At 32.4% G+C, this 18,602-nt stretch carries 18 protein-coding genes; 10 read left to right on the top strand and 8 right to left on the bottom strand.

The window, feature by feature from the left end; all coding sequences use genetic code 11:
• Positions 1–102 precede the first annotated feature (102 nt).
• From rnz to nadA, 3 genes are all read left to right on the top strand, one after another.
• A complete protein-coding gene (gene rnz / locus QZU90_RS02535; RefSeq protein WP_295604960.1) occupies positions 103–1,050 on the top strand; it encodes a ribonuclease Z in 948 nt (315 codons plus the stop codon).
• A gap of 68 nt (positions 1,051–1,118) precedes the next feature.
• Positions 1,119–1,907, top strand: a complete 789-nt coding sequence (locus QZU90_RS02530) for a mechanosensitive ion channel family protein (RefSeq protein ID WP_296855356.1) — start codon at positions 1,119–1,121, stop codon at positions 1,905–1,907.
• 138 nt (positions 1,908–2,045) lie between these two features.
• A complete protein-coding gene (gene nadA / locus QZU90_RS02525; protein WP_296855355.1) occupies positions 2,046–2,960 on the top strand; it encodes a quinolinate synthase NadA in 915 nt (304 codons plus the stop codon).
• 124 nt (positions 2,961–3,084) lie between these two features.
• Here nadA and QZU90_RS02520 read toward each other — a convergent pair whose 3' ends face one another.
• The 5 genes from QZU90_RS02520 to QZU90_RS02500 all read right to left on the bottom strand — a co-directional run bounded on the left by QZU90_RS02520 (position 3,085) and on the right by QZU90_RS02500 (position 7,327).
• Positions 3,085–3,369 carry a DUF5750 family protein gene (locus QZU90_RS02520; RefSeq protein WP_292788893.1) on the bottom strand — a complete coding sequence of 95 codons (285 nt, stop codon included), beginning with the start codon at positions 3,367–3,369 and terminating at the stop codon, positions 3,085–3,087.
• Between the two features lie 76 nt (positions 3,370–3,445).
• On the bottom strand, positions 3,446–3,850 hold the full coding sequence (locus QZU90_RS02515; protein WP_295604952.1) for a GNAT family N-acetyltransferase: 405 nt from the start codon (positions 3,848–3,850) through the stop codon (positions 3,446–3,448).
• A gap of 35 nt (positions 3,851–3,885) precedes the next feature.
• Positions 3,886–4,890 (bottom strand): alpha/beta fold hydrolase, encoded by a 1,005-nt coding sequence (locus tag QZU90_RS02510; RefSeq protein WP_295604950.1) that lies wholly within the window; start codon positions 4,888–4,890, stop codon positions 3,886–3,888.
• Positions 4,891–4,968: 78 nt separating this feature from the next.
• Positions 4,969–5,766 carry an amidohydrolase family protein gene (locus QZU90_RS02505; protein ID WP_295604948.1) on the bottom strand — a complete coding sequence of 266 codons (798 nt, stop codon included), beginning with the start codon at positions 5,764–5,766 and terminating at the stop codon, positions 4,969–4,971.
• A gap of 184 nt (positions 5,767–5,950) precedes the next feature.
• On the bottom strand, positions 5,951–7,327 hold the full coding sequence (locus QZU90_RS02500) for an MATE family efflux transporter (RefSeq protein WP_295604946.1): 1,377 nt from the start codon (positions 7,325–7,327) through the stop codon (positions 5,951–5,953).
• A 207-nt stretch (positions 7,328–7,534) separates the two neighbouring features.
• Between QZU90_RS02500 and nucS the strand changes: the two genes are divergently transcribed.
• Both nucS and QZU90_RS02490 read left to right on the top strand, forming a co-directional pair.
• Complete coding sequence (gene nucS, locus QZU90_RS02495) at positions 7,535–8,320, top strand: endonuclease NucS (RefSeq protein WP_295604944.1); 786 nt, start codon at positions 7,535–7,537, stop codon at positions 8,318–8,320.
• A gap of 28 nt (positions 8,321–8,348) precedes the next feature.
• Positions 8,349–8,918, top strand: coding sequence for a manganese efflux pump MntP family protein (locus QZU90_RS02490; RefSeq protein ID WP_296855351.1), 570 nt, complete (start codon positions 8,349–8,351; stop codon positions 8,916–8,918).
• Positions 8,919–8,972: 54 nt separating this feature from the next.
• Here the strand turns inward: QZU90_RS02490 and QZU90_RS02485 are convergent, their stop codons facing one another.
• Entirely contained in the window at positions 8,973–9,473 is a 501-nt protein-coding gene (locus QZU90_RS02485; protein ID WP_295604939.1) for a hypothetical protein, read from the bottom strand.
• A 266-nt stretch (positions 9,474–9,739) separates the two neighbouring features.
• Here QZU90_RS02485 and QZU90_RS02480 point away from each other — a divergent pair, with 266 nt between their 5' ends.
• Both QZU90_RS02480 and QZU90_RS02475 read left to right on the top strand, forming a co-directional pair.
• Positions 9,740–10,819 (top strand): hypothetical protein, encoded by a 1,080-nt coding sequence (locus QZU90_RS02480; protein ID WP_295604937.1) that lies wholly within the window; start codon positions 9,740–9,742, stop codon positions 10,817–10,819.
• Positions 10,820–11,058: 239 nt separating this feature from the next.
• Positions 11,059–11,904 carry a carbon-nitrogen hydrolase family protein gene (locus QZU90_RS02475; RefSeq protein WP_295604935.1) on the top strand — a complete coding sequence of 282 codons (846 nt, stop codon included), beginning with the start codon at positions 11,059–11,061 and terminating at the stop codon, positions 11,902–11,904.
• A gap of 201 nt (positions 11,905–12,105) precedes the next feature.
• Here the strand turns inward: QZU90_RS02475 and QZU90_RS02470 are convergent, their stop codons facing one another.
• Positions 12,106–12,957, bottom strand: a complete 852-nt coding sequence (locus QZU90_RS02470) for a HEAT repeat domain-containing protein (protein ID WP_295604933.1) — start codon at positions 12,955–12,957, stop codon at positions 12,106–12,108.
• Positions 12,958–13,200: 243 nt separating this feature from the next.
• Here QZU90_RS02470 and QZU90_RS02465 point away from each other — a divergent pair, with 243 nt between their 5' ends.
• The 3 genes from QZU90_RS02465 (at position 13,201) to QZU90_RS02455 (ending at position 17,093) form a co-directional block, all read left to right on the top strand.
• Positions 13,201–15,801 carry an ATP-dependent helicase gene (locus QZU90_RS02465; RefSeq protein WP_296855349.1) on the top strand — a complete coding sequence of 867 codons (2,601 nt, stop codon included), beginning with the start codon at positions 13,201–13,203 and terminating at the stop codon, positions 15,799–15,801.
• A 123-nt stretch (positions 15,802–15,924) separates the two neighbouring features.
• Positions 15,925–16,299, top strand: coding sequence for a DUF5518 domain-containing protein (locus QZU90_RS02460; protein WP_295604929.1), 375 nt, complete (start codon positions 15,925–15,927; stop codon positions 16,297–16,299).
• 263 nt (positions 16,300–16,562) lie between these two features.
• The gene (locus tag QZU90_RS02455; protein ID WP_295604927.1) at positions 16,563–17,093 is read left to right on the top strand and encodes a hypothetical protein; all 531 of its coding nucleotides are present in this window, start codon (positions 16,563–16,565) and stop codon (positions 17,091–17,093) included.
• Positions 17,094–17,328: 235 nt separating this feature from the next.
• On the opposite strand, the gene QZU90_RS02450 is transcribed toward QZU90_RS02455, so the two are convergent.
• Complete coding sequence (locus QZU90_RS02450; protein WP_296855346.1) at positions 17,329–18,420, bottom strand: formate--phosphoribosylaminoimidazolecarboxamide ligase; 1,092 nt, start codon at positions 18,418–18,420, stop codon at positions 17,329–17,331.
• Positions 18,421–18,602: the final 182 nt, after the last annotated feature.

Here is an 18,602-nt window from a genome sequence, read left to right as displayed (position 1 = left end):
TATATATGTAAATTAACAAAATATTAATTATAAGACAAAATATAATTTAATTCAACTATTCAACCGAAAATAGCTGATAAAATTTATAATTTAAGTGATTTTATGGAAATTACATTTTTAGGAACCTCATCTGCAGTGCCTTCAAAATATAGAAACCATGCAGGAATAATCTTGAAATACTTTAAGGATACACTGCTCTTTGATTGTGGGGAAGGAACACAAAGACAATTGACTTATGCTAAGATAAGCCCTATGAAAATAGACAAGATATTCATCAGCCACTTTCATGGAGACCATATCCTAGGTTTGGCAGGACTTATTCAATCCATGGGATTTAGAGGTAGAGAGGAAGACTTGGATATCTATGGACCTAAAGGACTGGAAAAGATAAAAACTGTGATTTCCAACTATGGATTTTTCCAAATAAATTTCAATATAAACATTCATGAAATCGATGAAGGAATAGTTGTGGAAACTGATGAATACATCATCAAGTCAATAATTGCAGAGCATAACATTCCAAATATCGCTTATTCAATTTATGAAAAGAAAAAGCCTCGCTTCTTAAGGGAAAAGGCAATTGAGCTTGGAGTTCCAGTAGGCCCTGCCTTTGGAAAGCTTCACAGTGGCCAAGAGGTTGAAGTGGATGGAAAGATAATCAAGCCTGAACAGGTATTAGGACCTCCAAGAGCTGGAAAGAAAGTCACTTACTCTGGAGATACAAGGCCTTGTGAAAAACTGATTGAACTTGCTAAAGACAGCGACGTTCTTATTCATGAAGCAACTTACGAGGATGCGGACAAAGACAAGGCAATTGAAAATTGCCATTCCACTTCAAAGGAAGCTGCAGAAATAGCTAAAGAGGCAAATGTCAAATTATTGGTCTTGACTCACATAAGCACAAGGTATACAAGTGATTTGAATATAAAGAATGAAGCTAAGGAAATATTTGAAAATACCATTGTGGCAAATGACTTTACTGAAATTAACATTGGAAAAGACAAGACTTCCATAAATTTCAAGAACATATTAACCGTAAACAATGATTAAAAAGAATAGAAAACTAATGGAAACTATTATTAAAAAGAGAAGAAAAAATAAAAGAGGATAGGGATAAAATGGATTTCACATCTCAAATATTGGACGTTATGTTTCATCTTTTTAATTTAAGGAATATCATATACATTTTGCTGATTATAATAGGTGGGCTCATCTTCATCAGAATAGGAGATAAAATGCTCACTAAGCTAGAGCAAAAATTCGATTTGAATCTCACTGCCCATTATCTATTTAAGGACATAGTGAAATACACAGTGATTATTGTAGCCATTGCATGGATATTGCATGTTCTTGGAATCAATTTAGAAAGCATCATAATCAGTTTAGGTGTTGTAGGTATTGTAATAGGTTTTGCATCACAAGACATTGTCTCCAACTTCATTTCAGGAATCTTTGTAATCAGTGATAAAAGAATCAAAGTTGGAGAGGTCATTGAAGTCAATGGATTTAAGGGAACAATAAAGAAAGTCGGATTCAGAAATACGACTATGATAAATCAGGACAACTACGAAATAACAATCCCTAACTCTGTTTTATCAAAAAATATCTATAAGATGTATAAGCCAACTGAAGACCATAGGCTAAGAATCATTGCAACCTTGCCTCATGGAATGAATATTCCAGAATTCAAACAAGAGCTTGATAAGATCATGTATGAATACGATTGGGTAGTGAATGATAAAACTTCAATATTTTCAAAGGATTACACTGAATGGGGCCCTAAAGTTGAGGTAAGCTATTGGATAACAGACTATAAGTACATTGACTGCGGTAAAGTCACAATCTTGGAAAATATCAATAGATTGATTGATGAATATAAGAACAAGAAAAATCAAGATAAAGTATAAGAAATAATAATTATTTTTAATTAAAAAAATTAAAAAGATTTAAAAAAATAACAATAGTTAATTTTTTTAAGCAAAAAGAATAAAGATAATATAATAACTAAAAATATTATACTAATCCCATTGTAAAGAGGGATAAAAATGAATGAATTACAGAAAGAAATTATTCAATTGAAAGAAGAGAAGAATGCGATTATACTCGCACATAACTACCAACCAAAAGAAATTCAGGAAATAGCTGATTTCCTTGGAGACTCTTTAGAATTATGTAATAAAGCTGCAGAAGTGGAAGATAGGGACATCATTGTATTCTGCGGAGTAGACTTTATGGCAGAAACTGCATATATGCTAAACCCTGATAAAAATGTTTTAATCCCAGATATTGATGCAGAATGCCCTATGGCACATATGCTTACTGGAGAGCAAGTCAGAGAAGCAAAAGCAAAATATCCTAATGCTGCAGTCTGCTTATATGTAAACAGCCTTGGTGAAGCAAAAGCGGAATCCGACATTCTCTGTACTTCTGGAAATGTAAAAAAGGTTGTAGCAAGCTTAGAAGAAGACACAATTCTCTTTGGACCAGATACCAATCTTGGAGAATTCGTTCAGCCATTCACTGACAAAAAGATCATTCCTATTCCAGGTGACGGACACTGTTATGTTCACAAGCTATTCCACAAAGAGGACATTGAAGATGCAAGGAAAAAATATCCTGGTGTAGACATCTTAATTCACCCTGAATCCAACAAAGAGGTTCAGGAAATGGCAGATTATGTCTTAAGTACTGGTGGAATGCTTGCACATGTAAGGGACAGCCAGGATAAGGAATTTGTCATTGGAACCGAAGTTGACATGATTACAAGACTTAAATCAGAGTGTCCAGACAAAACCTACTACCCATTGCTTGAAGGAGCTATTTGCAAAACCATGAAACTCCACACATTGGAAAAAGTAAGGGACTGCTTAATCAATGAAGAACCTAAAATCATTGTCCCTGATGAAATAGCTGAAAAATCAATCAATGCTGTAGAAAGAATGCTTGAAGCATCTAAATAAAAATAGTAAATAAAAATTAGATAAAAAGAAAATTTCTTTTTATCCTCTCTTTTTTTATAAAATCGAAATTTTAATAAGAATTAAACAATTAAAAAAAAAAAACTTTTTTTAAAATAGTTAAAACTCATTTCATGTCTTCCAAGAAGCTTGCAATGAAATAAGTCATTTCAATCTCTTCCCTTTTTATGAAATCTTCAAGTTTAAAATGTGCATCATCTGAAGCGAATGGGAAGAATTTTCTGGAATAGAATATATTAAGGAGCAAATCACCATCTTCCACTATGGTTTCTCCTTCCAAGTTATTCAATAAAAAATCCAATTCCTTTTCACTTAAGCCAGATGCCCTATAAGTTACATAGTGCATTTGATCTTCAGTTTCTCCATAATCCTCAACTTTAACGCTTAACATATTAATCCCTTTAAATCTATTATACCCTTAAATTAAGATATGAATTTTTAAATTTTAATATTTTTCTAAATGTTAACTATGTCCATAAATCTGTAATGAACATTGGACTTGCATCATCCGCCTTTTCAAATCCACAATGCTCATAGAACTCAATCTCATCATTGTAGGAAACAACTACAATACGCAAATAGTCCTTATACTTATCAGTCACTCTTTTCATCATTTCCTTTCCAATTCCCATTCCTTGATAATCCGGTCTGATAAGAACATAATGGACATAAGCTGTCATTATCCCATCATCCATTGCACAAACCATACCAACTAGCTTTTCTCCATCCCATGCAGAACATACTGTTTCGAAGTTTTTCATGGCAATTACAAGTTTGTCTGGGAAATGGCCTGAAGACCAGTCAACTGATAGGAACAGGTCTTTTAAATCTTCTTCTGTAAAATCATGAATATCTTTGTAAGTTATTTCCATTAAAACACCTTAAAATATCTAAATATCCTAACATTTTAAATGTCTCTAAATTCTTTAATGAACTCTTCCAAATCCTCTTTTACCTTAAACAATTCACTAGAACCTACATGACCCATGCAAGAGTCAAAAATAAGCAATTTGTTATCCTTAATCATTTTGCTCATTGGAATTGCATCAAGATTTGGTGGGAAGTATTGATCTTGATTAATTGCTATAATCAATACTTTAGCAGTTATATTTTCCAACTGGTCAGTCAAGTCATAGTCTAAGGAAGAGTTATTCATATAAATCAAATCGTTAGGATCTTCCTCTAAGCTTTCTTCAGCAAATTCAGCCATAGCAAGTTCAATTTCCTCATTTGTCATATTGTTTCTATATTCCTCTCTTGACAATCCATAGCAATACATTGCATCTGATGAAAGCTTTAAGCTTCTCTTCAATGAGTCTGAAAGAGGCAAATCATAAGCCCCATCATTATAATCCGGATCTGATTCCAAAATATTGTTCATTATCTTGCTTAAGGCATAATTATGTCCACCTACCTTAAAGCTGCTTACAAGAGAAATGATAAAATCAACTGAATCCGGATAAATGCATCCCCAAGTCAAGACTTCAAAACCACCCATTGAGTTTCCAATTAGCCCTTTCACATGAGTGATTCCAAATTTCTCTTCTATGAATTGCTTTTGGAAATTAACCATATCCCCCACATCATATTCAGGAAACCTATTCATAAGCCCTGTTGTTGATGGGCTGGCAGAACCTGGACAGCCAAGAGCACTAACTGAAATAAAGAAGAATTTATCTGTATCAAATATCTCTCCACTTCCCATATCCTCAGAAATACGTCTTGCAGAGTAACAGCTGCCGCTTGAACCATGAAAGTAAATCACAGCATTTGAAATGATTCCCTCATTATCATATTGTGGAGTTCCAAAGGTGATGTATTCAACTTTTGCATCCTTCAAGACTTCTCCATTATTGAATTTAAACTCATACAAATAAAAATACTCTGCTTCAATAGCTTCTACATCAAACATGATATCAACCATAAAAAATAAGAAAATAAAATTGGAAATAAATTCCAATTAATAAAAAAATTGTTAAAATGATTATTTTTATTTTAAACCTAAAAGTTTAGCTGCATTTTCATAAAGAATCAAATTGCGCTCTTCTTCAGTTAAATCAATCTTATTGAACATTTCCATCTCACTTGTTGATTCCCACATTGGAAAATCAGTTGCCCATAAGACCTTATCTGCACCATATGCATGAATCAAATCCTTTGCAGTTTCAGGAGACAATGCATATAAGCTTGAACTGCAATCCACAAATAGATTAGGAGTTCCAGCCAATTCTTCAGTTGCCTTTTCCCATATGCTCCATCCTGCAAAATGAGCCCCAATGACAGTGAGATCTGGGAACCTTTCAAGGAATGGCTTTAGATGCTCCGGATTGGAATAGTTATACCTAAAGTCGCCACAATGAATCATGATCGGCAATCCTCTTTCATTGATTGCTTCTCCCATTTTAAATGCCTTTTCCTCATTTAAGGCAAATTGCTGGAAATCAGGATGAACTTTAACCCCTTTAAGGCCAAGTTCAATAATGTAATCCAAGTCACCTTCAATGTCTTCACTATCAGGATGCAATGTTCCAAAACCTGTAAAAAGGCCTGGGTGGGATTTAACCTCAAAGCTGATGAATTCATTGATTGATTGAACCTGCTTTGGAGTTGTTGCAACTGAATGGATAAGATAATGAACAGCACCGACCTTGTTTCCATCTTCAATCAAATCCTTTACAGTCCCATTTAAAGACATATGAAGGTCATAAAAATCACGTATCCCCTTTACAGCCTTTGCTGCAATCTTATCTGGATAAATGTGACAATGAGAATTAATTACTTTTTGCATATTAAATTAACCGCCTAAAAAAATTATAAATTATAAAATATTTTTTCTATTAATTAATTTGTATCAAATCATTTAAAAAAGTTTATATTACCAGATTAAGTAATTTAAATAAATTGTAATGGATGAAATAAATTTTAAAGAAATGAAATAAGATAAAAATAAAATAGAAGTTGAAAAGCTAAAGCTAAATCTCGCTTCCTTTAACTTTTCCCTTAATCAATCTGTCCACATAAAGTTCAATGTATCCATAAGCTATTACGGAACCTAAAAAACCACCTAAAAGCATACCGTAATAAATTCCACGCTCACCCATATTGAATACAAATCCTAAAAGGTATGCAAATATCAATACGAGGACAAATTCCCTGAATGTGGTTAAAATAAAGGAAGTTGTTCCTTTTCCAAGCCCTTGGAATACGTTTCCTGCACTTGCACCAAATGGGACATACAATATGAAAAGGCACATCAATTGAATGAATGAAGCAATCAACGGTTCAAGATGTGAGCTTGCCTCTGAATAAGAGAATATGAATGCAACTTGATTTGCAAATACAAAGAGCAATATGCAAACTATAATAGAGGAGATTAGACCTAGCTTAACGGAATATCTGCATGCAGTTCTAATATTTTCATACTTCTTCGCACCATATGCAACACCTGCAACGGTGATTGCTGCAGTTCCAACACCAATAGCGGGCAATAGGCCAAGGGATATGATTCTCCAACCTGCAGTATAAACGGCTACAGCAGTTGAACCTGAAACCAAAGTAAGCATATAATTGACAGTAACAGCAAGAGCTGCCATGATCAATTGTTCCAAACTTGCTGGAATACCTACAACTAAAATGTCCTTATACATTTTAAAATTATTATGGAAATCCTTTTTATTATATGATAAGTAGGTATCTTTCTTAATGAAAATCCAATATAACATCATTAGAATAGCAAATAAAGGAGATAATCCTGTTGCAAGAGCTGCACCTGAAACTCCCCAACCAAATGAATAAATAAATATTGGATCTAAAACCATATTGATAATAGCTACAACAGCAATAGGCAAAGTAGCTCTTTTTACATCCCCTTCTGCCCTAAATGCTCCTCCAAAAATAGGGGGAATTAAAATAGGGGCAGTGAAAGCAAATACGATTATACCATAATCCATAGCATATTTCAATACATCACTAGCTCCCATTATCTTCAATAAGGATTCTAAAGATAAAAGGAAAAATACTGTAAGAATTAATGAAACAATTACACTTAAAATAGCAGAGTGAATAGCGGCATTATTTGCCTCATCTCTTTTTTCAGCACCAATATAACGAGAAATGAGAGAGGTTGCACCAGCACCTATACCATTTCCAAATCCTACAAGCACCATAAACAATGGAGTGACATATCCAAGTGCTGCCAAAGGAGCCGGACCTAATCCTGCTACCCAAATACTATCCACAATATTATTTAAAAAAATTAAAAACATACTTGCTATCATAGGCCATGCAAGCTTATTAATAGCTTTCTTTGGGTCTCCTGTAATCATTTCAACATTTTCATTCATTTCCATAATAATCATTTCCTAACTATTATTAATATATACATAGTCATATATAAAATTTTAAGGGTATTATTAACATTTAAAAAATTCATAAAAAAGTAATAAATTGATTAAATTTATAAAAAATAAAAACAAATATTGATTAGTGGAAATAAAACAAATTGTACAAATAACTTTACAAATAACTTACTATTTATAAAAATTATAATTGATAAAATGAAATACAAAATTTTAGAAAATCCTAATTATGAAGAGACTTATGAGCTTATTGAGGAAGGCCTTAGGAAAAAGGCGACCATATTGCTTTTTGCATGCTGTAGAGTTAGCTATGAAGGCCGTGCATTAAGTGAACTTGATTATGGTGAAAGAATCATCATGATGAAACCGGATGGATGCTTCTTGATTCATCAGGATAATAAGGTTGATCCAGTTAACTGGCAACCTCCTAAATCAAGACCAAGAGCTTATATCAAAGATGAAATACTCTTTTTGGAAAGCCATAGGCGCAGTCCTCCTGAAAGATTGGAAGTTGAAGTCAGAAAGGTTCATTACGCTAACTATAACCTAATTGAAGATTATGAAGAGCTTGAAAGAGCAGGCTATGAAAAGGATATGGGGGACATGATTTGGGAAAAGCCTCACATAATTGAGGAAGGATTCCGTCCAAGCGTAAGGGAATATGCTACCGAACATGGGTTCATTGACATTCTTGGAAAGGATAGTGAAGGAAACCTTATGATTCTGGAATTGAAAGCACGTAAGGCAGGAATAGCTGCAGTTAAGCAAATCAGAAGATACTTGTCTGACTTTGAAAATAGGGAAAACAAGGAAATCAAAGGAAAAACTGGAGAAAAACAGAAAATCAGAGGTTTGCTTGTAGCACCTTCAATAGGTGACGATGCACTTGAGCTTCTTGAAGAGGAAGGAATCGAATTTGTAGCTGTAGAGCCTCCAAGAGAACTTAAAAAGGATAAAAAGGTTACTTTAGATGCCTTTGGATAGAACTTATGTTTAAACATTGATGATTATTATGGATTTTATTTCAACATTACTCATTGCAATTGCACTTGCAATGGATGCATTCAGCGTTTCACTTACAAAAGGATTCACATTAAAGAAAATCACCAAAAGCCAAGTCTTATGGTTTGCAATATTCTTTGGAGGATTTCAAGCTTTAATGCCGGTATTAGGTTGGTTAGGTGGAATTCAACTTGAATGGCTCATAACTACATTCGCTCCTTGGATAGCATTTATCCTGCTTCTTTTGATTGGATCAAACATGATTAGGGAAAGCTTCTCCAATGAAGAAGAAGAGGATTCATCTGATAAGTTTTCATTTAAAGAGTTGACATTGCTTGCAATAGCTACAAGCATAGATGCATTTGCAGTTGGAATAACCTATGCAGTATTGAAAACAGACATCTTGATTCCAATAATCATGATTGGGGTTACAGCATTTATTTTCACAATAATTGGCCTTTATTTAGGTAAAAAAATAGGAAATTACTTCGGAGACAAGTTTGAAATACTTGGTGGAGTAATCTTAATCTTGCTTGGTGTAAAAATCCTCCTTGAAGGATTAGGAATATTGGTTTTATAAAAATAGTTAAATGAGCTTTAGAATATTAAAGCTCAAATCTTTTTTTAATAATAATTAAAGATCTAAAACGAATTTTTGCCCACTTTCTTTCTTAAGACGTTCGATTTCTTCCTTTTGATGTCTTATAGCATAATCATTATAAGGCTTAGGGGATAATGTATGTCCATCATACTCTAATTTATAAATAACATACTCATCAGTATCTAAAGAAATAGTGTCCTCAGCGGATTTTAATTCAAGGGCATTCAATTCTTCCATAATTGATTGGTACTCTTTTTCTTCCTGTTGAATAAGCTCATCCAAATCTCTTTTTTGCATGGATTGATTGAGCTGCATGCCTAATCCAATCATCCCATTGACTTCCTTTCCACCAATTTCAAATACAGACACTCTTATATGTTCCATTTGCTTAAGCATATGATCTAAAGTTGGTTGAGTTACAGGTTTTTCTCTTGCAGTCCCAATGATGTTTATTTCATAATCATTTTCCCAATCCTCAATTTTATAAACTGCATAATTGATATTGTCACATTTAATTTCTTTTTCTTCAGCCATATTATCACATTATTCTTAAAGATTATTAAAAGATATTTTTTAAATTTTAAAAATTTTCAATTAAATATTAATTTCTAATTACTTAATAAAATAATTTGCCTTAATTGTTTAAAATATCCTTAAAATATGTTAAATTTTAAATATAAGATTAAATATAAACATTAATATTAGTATATATCATAATATATTAAAAAATTTTCATAAGAATTTTTATAAGAATATTTATAAGTATTTTAATCTAATTATCGAAAGTAGGAGGTTAAAATTTGGTAAAATATTGTCAAGAGTGTGGAAATGCAAGTTATGACAGTGCACCAGTTTGTGGTAACTGTGGTGCTAAACTTCCTCCAAAATCTGAAGCAAATTCTAGACCACCTAAGTTAGATGATAAGTTCAAGCCAGGAGTAATCACTAGCACTAATGATTCAATATTCTCAGGCAGTTCATCCGGCTTTGGAAAAGGATTATCCAGCAAGTTAGGTAGCTTCGATTTAAGTAAATTTAGTAGTGTTTCTAGAGAGAAAGAACAAAAAAGTCACGCTCAAGCTCAAAAAAGCGCTAAACCTTCATTTAGCAAAACTGCAACTGAAGGATTCAAGCAAAAAGATAAGGGAATTAAAGACCCTGCTAAAAAATTCAGTTCTGCAAAAACTGAAAAGATCACTAGGGAAATTAAAAAAGAAAGTCCTAAGGAAGAAAAAGTTAAAAAATCAATTCCTAAAAAAGAGAAGAAAGCTGAACCTAAAGTCACTGAAAAATCAAGTGGCGGCTCCAGCATAAACATTAGAAAAATTGCAATTGTAGCAATACTCGCAATAATCATTCTCTTGATTGCGGGAATTGGAATCAATGGACTACAAAACCAAACCACTGATGAAGTGAAAACTTATTCTGATGGAATAATCAGTTTCAATTACTCAGGAAATTGGTCCATGTACAACAATACCGATGGAAACAGCAATTCCAGCGATATTGCATTCAAAACTAAAGATAACACATTAATTGGATTCACTACAATTCAAAGTGATGACATTACCTATGATAAGATCATAAGTGACATCAATGCAACATCACAATCATTGAATGGTGAAGTTTTAGACGCTGAAACTTATGAGGTTGGTGGAATCCCATCCTTGAGAATGACAATCAGCACTGCAGATCAAGGATATTCAAGATACTACTGCATATTACGTGATGGAGTATATTACAGCTTTGTCATAAATAATGGTAAATCAAGTAATAAAGACATTAGCGCTTTGAATACAACTGAAATCCAAAATATGATTAATAGTATTAGTTTTCAAACAACTGAAATTGATGCAGCAGACGGTGCAGAAATAGCTTAAAACTAATCTATTATTTTTTATTTTTAACTTCCACTTAAAAATAATTACTTTTTCTTTTTTATTTTTCTTTATTTTTCTATATTTTTTTAATTTTTACAAACTTTATAATTTAAGATATCATTCGAAATATTAAATATAAAATATTAAATATAAAATATTAAATTAAATATTAATTAAAATTTAAATTAAATATTAAATCTATTTTTTTATTATCAAAATCAACTCATCGAGGAAAAAACATGAAAACAATTAAAATAGCTCTTTGTCAAATGAATGTTGTGGACAATAAGGAAAAGAATATCAAAAAGGCCATTCAAATGATAAAGGAATCAAAAAAGCAAGGAGCATATTTAGCTGTTCTTCCTGAAATGTTTAACTGCCCATATGAAAATGAGAAATTCATAGAATATGCTGAAATATTGGAAAGCAGCAATACTTTAAAGGAAATAGCTAAAATTGCAAAAGAAGAGAACATTCATGTTTTGGCAGGATCCATACCTGAACTTGAAAGAGATGATGGGAAAGACACTGAATCAATATATAATACTGCAGTTTTCTTCGACAATACTGGAAAATCATTAGGAAAGCATAGGAAAATGCATCTCTTTGACATAGATGTTAAGGGGGAAATCTATTTTAAGGAATCAGATACCTTAAGTTCAGGAAATGATTTCACAATAATCGAAACAGAGTTGGCAAGCTTTGGAATTGGAATCTGCTATGACATAAGATTTGTGGAGCTTTCAAGAATCATGGCATTGAATGGAGCAGAAATATTAATTTTCCCTGGAGCTTTCAATTTGACTACAGGCCCTGCACACTGGGAACTCCTATTTAGATCAAGGGCATTGGACAATCAAGTTTATGCAATTGGAGTTGCACCAGCATTAGATAAGGATGCAAGTTATAATTCTTATGGTCATTCAATAGCTGTTAATCCATGGGGAGAAGTTATTGAGGAATTGGATTACAATGAAGAATTAAAAATCGTTGAAATCGATTTGGGTGAAATAAAAAGAATTAGAGAAGAGATTCCTGTTTTAAAGAATAGAAGAACAGATTTATATGAAATAAATGAAAAATAGATAAAATAAGATTTGTTCATGAAATAAACATGAAATTTCATGAAAAAATAAAAATTAAAAAAAATAGACACTATTTTTAAAAAAAAAAATAATAAAGAAAATTATTAAAAAAGAGAAAATAAATTAATAAAAAAAGAGAAAATAAATTAATAAAAAAAGAGAAAATAAATTAATAAAAATTAATTAAAAATTATTTTAATTTTATTTTAATTTTGCTAATCTCTTTTCAAAGTAAGCTAATTTTTTCTCATTGTCAGCAAACACTTCACATGCGGTTTCCAAGACTCTTACTTCATTGTCATAGTCATTTTCCTTTCTATAGAGAACGCATAATCTTTTATAAGGAGCATCTTTTGGCTGTTTTGATTCAACATACCTTTCATATTCCTTAATTGCCTTTTTAAGATTAGCTTCTTCCATTTCTTTGATGGTACTCATTGGAATGACTTTAACAATAGATTTTCCAGAGGCCTTTGCCTTTTTTCTTTTTTCAGCTTTTTTGATTGCCTTATTACAGGATTTCTTGAAGTCCTTGTCTTCCTCATTTTTTCTTGCCTTTTTGATTAACTTAATTGAATCATCAGTAGCGAGGTCTCCTAAAGCCTGAACTGCTGCTAACTTTACACCCCAATCCTCATCTTCAAGACATTTTGCAATGCTATCCAATTCATCTTCTGCTTGAAGTTCTCCTAAAGCCCTTACAGCAACTTTTCTAACTCCGAAATCCTCATCATCAATGGATTCGACGAAATAAGGAATAACCTTTGGATCTTCAGTTTCCTTAAGCGCAAATGCTAAAAATCTTTTATCCTTTCCTTCCGCATTTGCAAACTCTTCAATCAATTTATCTACAGCTACCTCTCCCATATTACCTAAGATTTCTGCAGCTTTAAAACGTACCTGTGCATTTTCATCTGTGGTAGCTACAATCAATGGATTGATAATGGATTCATCATTCACCTTTTCCAAACTTGCTATAGCTGATTTTCTAGTTGCCACATCTTCATCCTTTAATGCCTCAATAGCTTCTTCAATTGATAAATTTCCTAGCATATTAAATCCTCATAAAACTAAAATAATTAAAATAATTAAAATTTTAAAAAACATAGATTAATTTTAACTAAATTTTTAAACTTAATTCTTAATTTAATAATATTTAAGTTAAAACTAATATTTAAATTAATTTGAATAAGTAAAAACTAAACTATAAAATAAATAAATTACATAAATAAATGAGTAACTATTTTAAAATAAAACGCAAAAACACCAATGATTTGAAATTAAAGATTTGATAATATGATTAAAAAACAGACAAAAAGCTATTCCAAAAAGGAAATCTATAAAAAACTCCATCCTTATGTCAAGGAATGGTTTGAGAATAGCTTTGATGACTTTACACCTGCACAAAAACAAGCGATTCCTGAAATCCACAAAGGGAACAATATACTTGTTTCATCACCAACAGGGTCTGGGAAGACCTTGACTGCATTCTTATCTGTGATAAATGAACTGACTGCTCTTGCAGACAAAGGGGAACTTGAAGATAAGGTTTATTGCATTTACATATCTCCACTAAAGGCATTGGACAATGATATTGAAAGAAACCTGGAGCAGCCACTTAAGGAAATAGAAAAAATAGCTGAAAAGCCATTAGGAATCAGAAAAGCTGTTAGAACTGGAGATACTACCCAATATCAAAGAACAAAGATGTTAAAGCATCCTCCACATATCCTAATCACAACACCTGAAACATTGTCAATATTGCTTGTTGCCCCTAAATTCAGGGAAAAATTGTCACATGTAAAGTATGTGATCGTTGATGAGATTCATTCATTGGCTGAAAACAAAAGGGGAGTTCACTTAAGCTTATCATTAGAAAGATTGCAACATCTAATCGGCGGTTTTACAAGGATTGGATTATCTGCTACAGTCAGCCCACTTGAAGAGGTTGCAAAATTCCTTGTAGGATATGAGTATGGGGTTGAAAGGGACTGTATCCTAGTGGATATCAATTATCTGAAGGAACTGGATATAGAGGTTATCTCCCCAGTGGATGATATAGTGATAGCTGATGATGAAGATACGAGAATGGCAACTTATGCCTTAATAGATGACCTGGTAATGGAACATAAGACAACTCTCATATTTACAAATACTCGTAGTGCTACAGAACGCTATGTTTACAACCTTAAGAAACTTTATGGAGAACATTTCAACAGCAATAACATTATGGCACACCACTCTTCACTGTCAAAAGAATCAAGACTTGAAACTGAAGAAAAATTGAAAAAAGGAGAACTTAAGGCGGTTGTATCCTCTACCTCTCTTGAACTTGGAATAGATATCGGTTACATCGACCTGGTTATACTAATCAATTCACCAAAATCAGTTTCAAGAGCCCTTCAAAGAATAGGTAGAAGTGGCCATAGATTACATGAAAAATCAAAAGGAAGGATAATCGTTACAGATAGGGACGAACTTGTAGAATGCTCTGTTCTCTTGAAAAATGCCAAGGAAGGAAAAATTGACAATATAAAAATCCCTAAGGACTGTCTTGATGTGCTTTCACAGCACATTTATGGAATGGGAATTGAAAACCCTTGGGACATCGATTATGCATATGATGTAATCAGAAAAAGCTATTGCTATAATGACCTGGAAAGAGATGACTATGAGGATGTCCTAAGCTATTTGGCAGGAGAATATGTAGAGCTTGAAGAGCGTTATGTTTATGCTAAAATCTGGATTGACTATAAGGAAAACACCTTTGGAAAAAGAGGAAAATTAGCAAGAATGCTTTACTCAACCAACATTGGAACCATACCGGACCATTCTGCAGTCATTGTAAAATGTGATGGTGAGCCAATAGGAAAGGTTGAAGAGGACTTTATGGAAAAACTGAAAAAAGGAGACAGTTTCGTTCTAGGTGGAAGAACCTATAAATTCAATTACGGAAAAGGGATGACCATAAACGTTTCTCCAGCATCAGGACCGCCTACAATTCCTTCATGGTATTCAGAGCAATTGCCTCTTGCATTTGACCTTGCGGTAGACATCCAAAGATTCAGATACATTCTTGAAAGCAAATTCCAATATGGAAGATCTAAAGAGGAAATAATAGAATTCCTTCATGAATATCTCTATGTTGATGAATTTGCTGCAAATTCCATCTATGAATACTTTAATGAACAGTTCCTATATGCTCAAATCCCCCATAAGCAAAAGCTTCTTGTTGAATATTACACTGGATTTGGTGGAAGGAAATTCGTTGTTTTCCATAGCTTGTTCGGAAGAAAGACAAATGATGCAATTGCAAGAGCAGTAGCTTATGTGGCAAGTGATAGAAACAAAAGGAACATTACAATTTCAATTACAGACAATGGATTCTATTTAAGCTCAGATGGCAAGATGGGTGCATTGGAAGCATTGAAAAGATTGAATCCGAACAACTTTGAAAACATCCTGATAAGGTCACTTGACAAAACAGAAACATTGGCAAGCAGATTCAGGCATTGCGCTGGAAGATCCCTCATGACCCTAAGAAGATACAAAGGGCATGAAAAGTCAGTAGGAAGACAGCAGGTCAGAGGTAAAATATTGCTCAAGTACATTCAGGAAATGGACAATAATTTCCCAATACTTAAGGAATCCAGAAGGGAAGCCACTGAAGACTATATGGACATTAAAAATGCTAAAAGAGTCATTTCATGGATTTCAAGTGGCGAAATGGAAATCAAGACAATAAATACAATCATTCCAAGCCCATTTGCATTTAATCTTGTATCACAAGGATACTTGGAAGTCCTTAAGCAGAACGATAAATCAGAATTTACCAAAAGAATGCATAGGGCAGTTATAGAAAAGATAAAAGGGCAAATGGAAAATGATTATTATTAATCAAATATAAAACAGCAACAAAAAGCAAAGTTTAAATACTTGATAACTAAACTTAAATACGTGAAAATTATAATAAAAAAGCAATATTTAATTTAAATAATTAATGTAAAATGAGGTGATAAAATGGCTAAAATGAGTTCAGTGTTTTTAGGATTCCTATTGACATTAGTCGTTTATTTATTCTTCGGACGTTATGAATTCTGGGGTCTTTTAATTGTGGGATTCATTGTCGGATACATAGCTCACGAAGGAATATTGGGAGGAATGTGGAATGCAGCACTTGCAGGAGCATTCGGAACAATTGTAGCATCATTCCTATTCATCTTACTTGTTACTGTAGGTGGAACCGCATTGATGGGACCTCTTGGAGGACTTAGCGGATTCACTGTATCTGGAGTTTCAAGCTTATTCATAATTATCTACAATATAATAAAATATATGATAACTATGGGCATAACTGGTGCTCTTGGTGGAGCTTTAACTAGTAAGAAAGATTAAATAATTTTTTAATTATTTTCTTTTTTATTCTTTTTTTATTAATTTACTTAATTCTTTCACCTTAACTGTTTTTCTTTTTTAAACACTTTTCACTTTTTTTAATTCAAATTTTATCAATTTATCCTAATTTTTAAAAAAAATATTAAACTTTAAATTATATGAAAAATAAAAATTTATTTAGAAAAATAAATAGGAATCATAAAATTTTTTTAATTAAATAATGATTATGAGATAAATATAATTTTAAAGTTTTAGGTGATTTAATGGTAGATGCAGAAAAGGCAAAACAACCTAAAGTAAAAAAGAATAAAAATTCTAATTTACCTGATATAAATTTAAAATCATTGATATTCGGTGCAGCAGCATATGCGTTTTTCCCACTTGTTGCAACCCAATATGGAATAGATCTTTTAATGGCATTTTCAGCTATTGGGCCACTTTATATTGGTTATGAAGCAAAATCCTATCTTAAAGCAACCATTTTAGGAATCGTTGGTGCAACACCACTTCTCTACATGGCATTTGCTGGATTTTTAGGAGCATACACCCCAACTGAAATGGGAGACCTTATTACAAGTGTGGCTATACTTGGTCTTGGTGCATTGATGGCATTCTTTGGAGCGTACCTCTATCAAGGAAGAGCAAAAGCTAAAGAAGAATATGACATTGCAAAAGGCACCAAAGGAACTAAAAATGTTCCAGTTAAACCAAAAGAGAAAAAATTCGAAGATACTGGTAATGTTAAAAAGAACATTGCTAACTTATTCCTTCCAAAAGGCAGAAGGAAAAAATAATTTTAATTCAATGAATTCCATTTGGAATTCTCAATTCTTTTTTTATACAATTCTTTTTTTTAAATCTCAAAAAACAAAAAATTATTTTTACACAGAACTTACTATTTTTAAAAAATATTAAAGAAAAAAAGTTAAAAAGTACAGTGAAACAAAGAAAAAAATAGTAAAAACTAATAAAAAAATAAAAAAAAGTTGAAAAAGTTTTGATTAAACTTTTTCCAAAAGTTTTAAAAGATTATGTGATAATCTTTTCAAATCCGCCATTTTCGAGTGCCATTTTAATTTCACGTGCAACTCTTCTTCCCATACTCATACCTTCACCATATTTGAGGTAACTATATGCGGAACCTTCCATAAAGGTGTTTGTACCACCATCAGTTCTTGCACTTGTTTCAAATACAACAACTTCAAGGTTATCGTTTACAAGAGTTTGGATACAGAATGGACCGTTTAAACCAGGTTTTACTAATTCTGCTGCACTTTTAACTAATTTGTCACCGATTTCAAATGCTTGTGGAAGCAATGATTCTCTCATTACAACTGGATGGTTACCAGTTACAACATAGGAGGGGCTAATGTCAATGGACAATTGGTCTTTAGCAGGCATTCTTACAAATCCATCAATACTGGATTCGTATCTGCTGTCCATACCCATAAGTTCCACTTCATCATTCAATGCTGAGTAGAAGTAGTGGATACAGTAGTTACAACCAGACACATACTCTTCAATGTGAGCTTGTTCCACATCTGCATCTTCAATCCATCCACGTTCTTTCATTGCATCAATCTTTTCATTAAATTCTTCAGGAGATGAAGCTACAAAGTATCCTCTTCCACCTCTTGCTCCAGGGAATTTAACCATTACAGCACGGTCAATTTCAGCAGGGTCATCATATTTCATTGGGATTCTGATCTTACCGTTAACGAGCAATTGTCTTTCCAAGTCTCTTTCAGCTTCCCATCTTAAGATGTCTCTGTTACCAAACATAGGCACATTGAATTTATCTTCAACATTGTCTAAACCTGCATATGCAACAAAGGATCCATGAGGAATAACAATTGCGTTCATGTCTCTTAATTTTTGTTGAACATCTTCGTTTACAATGTCTTCGAATTTATCGACAATAATATATTCATCTGCAACATCAAAACGTTGATAAGGCACTTCTCTACCCTTTGCACAAACAATAGCAGTTCTAAATCCTTCTTGTTTAGCACCATTAAGAATATGTAAAGAGGTGTGACTACCTAGAGTTGCGATAGTGATATTGTCTTTATCATACCCTTCTAAAATCTCCAATATTTTTTCTTTACTAACTTTTCCCATTTTTAATCTCCTGAACTAATATTTTTCAGAAATCAACTAAAAGATAAAAATTATTTATCAATAATAATATTATATTTTTATAAACTTATAAAGTTTTATTATTAAATTTTAATTCATATATTATGAAACTAAAAAAATGCAAAGAAAATTAAAATTAATGAACTGAGACCACAATTTTCTAA

It is taken from the genome of uncultured Methanobrevibacter sp., from assembly GCF_902784195.1.
Taxonomy (GTDB): Archaea; Methanobacteriota; Methanobacteria; order Methanobacteriales; family Methanobacteriaceae; genus Methanobrevibacter.
This window is presented reverse-complemented; position numbering and strand designations above follow the sequence as displayed.

Coding starts and splice junctions, on each gene's coding strand:
- QZU90_RS02505 (WP_295604948.1), bottom strand. CDS start 5,766: ATGCAAAAAGTAATTAATTCTCATTGTCACATTTATCCAGATAAGATT.
- QZU90_RS02470 (WP_295604933.1), bottom strand. CDS start 12,957: ATGCTAGGAAATTTATCAATTGAAGAAGCTATTGAGGCATTAAAGGAT.
- QZU90_RS02510 (WP_295604950.1), bottom strand. CDS start 4,890: ATGTTTGATGTAGAAGCTATTGAAGCAGAGTATTTTTATTTGTATGAG.
- QZU90_RS02475 (WP_295604935.1), top strand. CDS start 11,059: ATGAAAACAATTAAAATAGCTCTTTGTCAAATGAATGTTGTGGACAAT.
- nadA (WP_296855355.1), top strand. CDS start 2,046: ATGAATGAATTACAGAAAGAAATTATTCAATTGAAAGAAGAGAAGAAT.
- QZU90_RS02530 (WP_296855356.1), top strand. CDS start 1,119: ATGGATTTCACATCTCAAATATTGGACGTTATGTTTCATCTTTTTAAT.
- nucS (WP_295604944.1), top strand. CDS start 7,535: ATGAAATACAAAATTTTAGAAAATCCTAATTATGAAGAGACTTATGAG.
- QZU90_RS02490 (WP_296855351.1), top strand. CDS start 8,349: ATGGATTTTATTTCAACATTACTCATTGCAATTGCACTTGCAATGGAT.
- QZU90_RS02465 (WP_296855349.1), top strand. CDS start 13,201: ATGATTAAAAAACAGACAAAAAGCTATTCCAAAAAGGAAATCTATAAA.
- QZU90_RS02520 (WP_292788893.1), bottom strand. CDS start 3,369: ATGTTAAGCGTTAAAGTTGAGGATTATGGAGAAACTGAAGATCAAATG.
- QZU90_RS02455 (WP_295604927.1), top strand. CDS start 16,563: ATGGTAGATGCAGAAAAGGCAAAACAACCTAAAGTAAAAAAGAATAAA.
- QZU90_RS02515 (WP_295604952.1), bottom strand. CDS start 3,850: ATGGAAATAACTTACAAAGATATTCATGATTTTACAGAAGAAGATTTA.
- QZU90_RS02485 (WP_295604939.1), bottom strand. CDS start 9,473: ATGGCTGAAGAAAAAGAAATTAAATGTGACAATATCAATTATGCAGTT.
- rnz (WP_295604960.1), top strand. CDS start 103: ATGGAAATTACATTTTTAGGAACCTCATCTGCAGTGCCTTCAAAATAT.
- QZU90_RS02460 (WP_295604929.1), top strand. CDS start 15,925: ATGGCTAAAATGAGTTCAGTGTTTTTAGGATTCCTATTGACATTAGTC.
- QZU90_RS02450 (WP_296855346.1), bottom strand. CDS start 18,420: ATGGGAAAAGTTAGTAAAGAAAAAATATTGGAGATTTTAGAAGGGTAT.
- QZU90_RS02500 (WP_295604946.1), bottom strand. CDS start 7,327: ATGGAAATGAATGAAAATGTTGAAATGATTACAGGAGACCCAAAGAAA.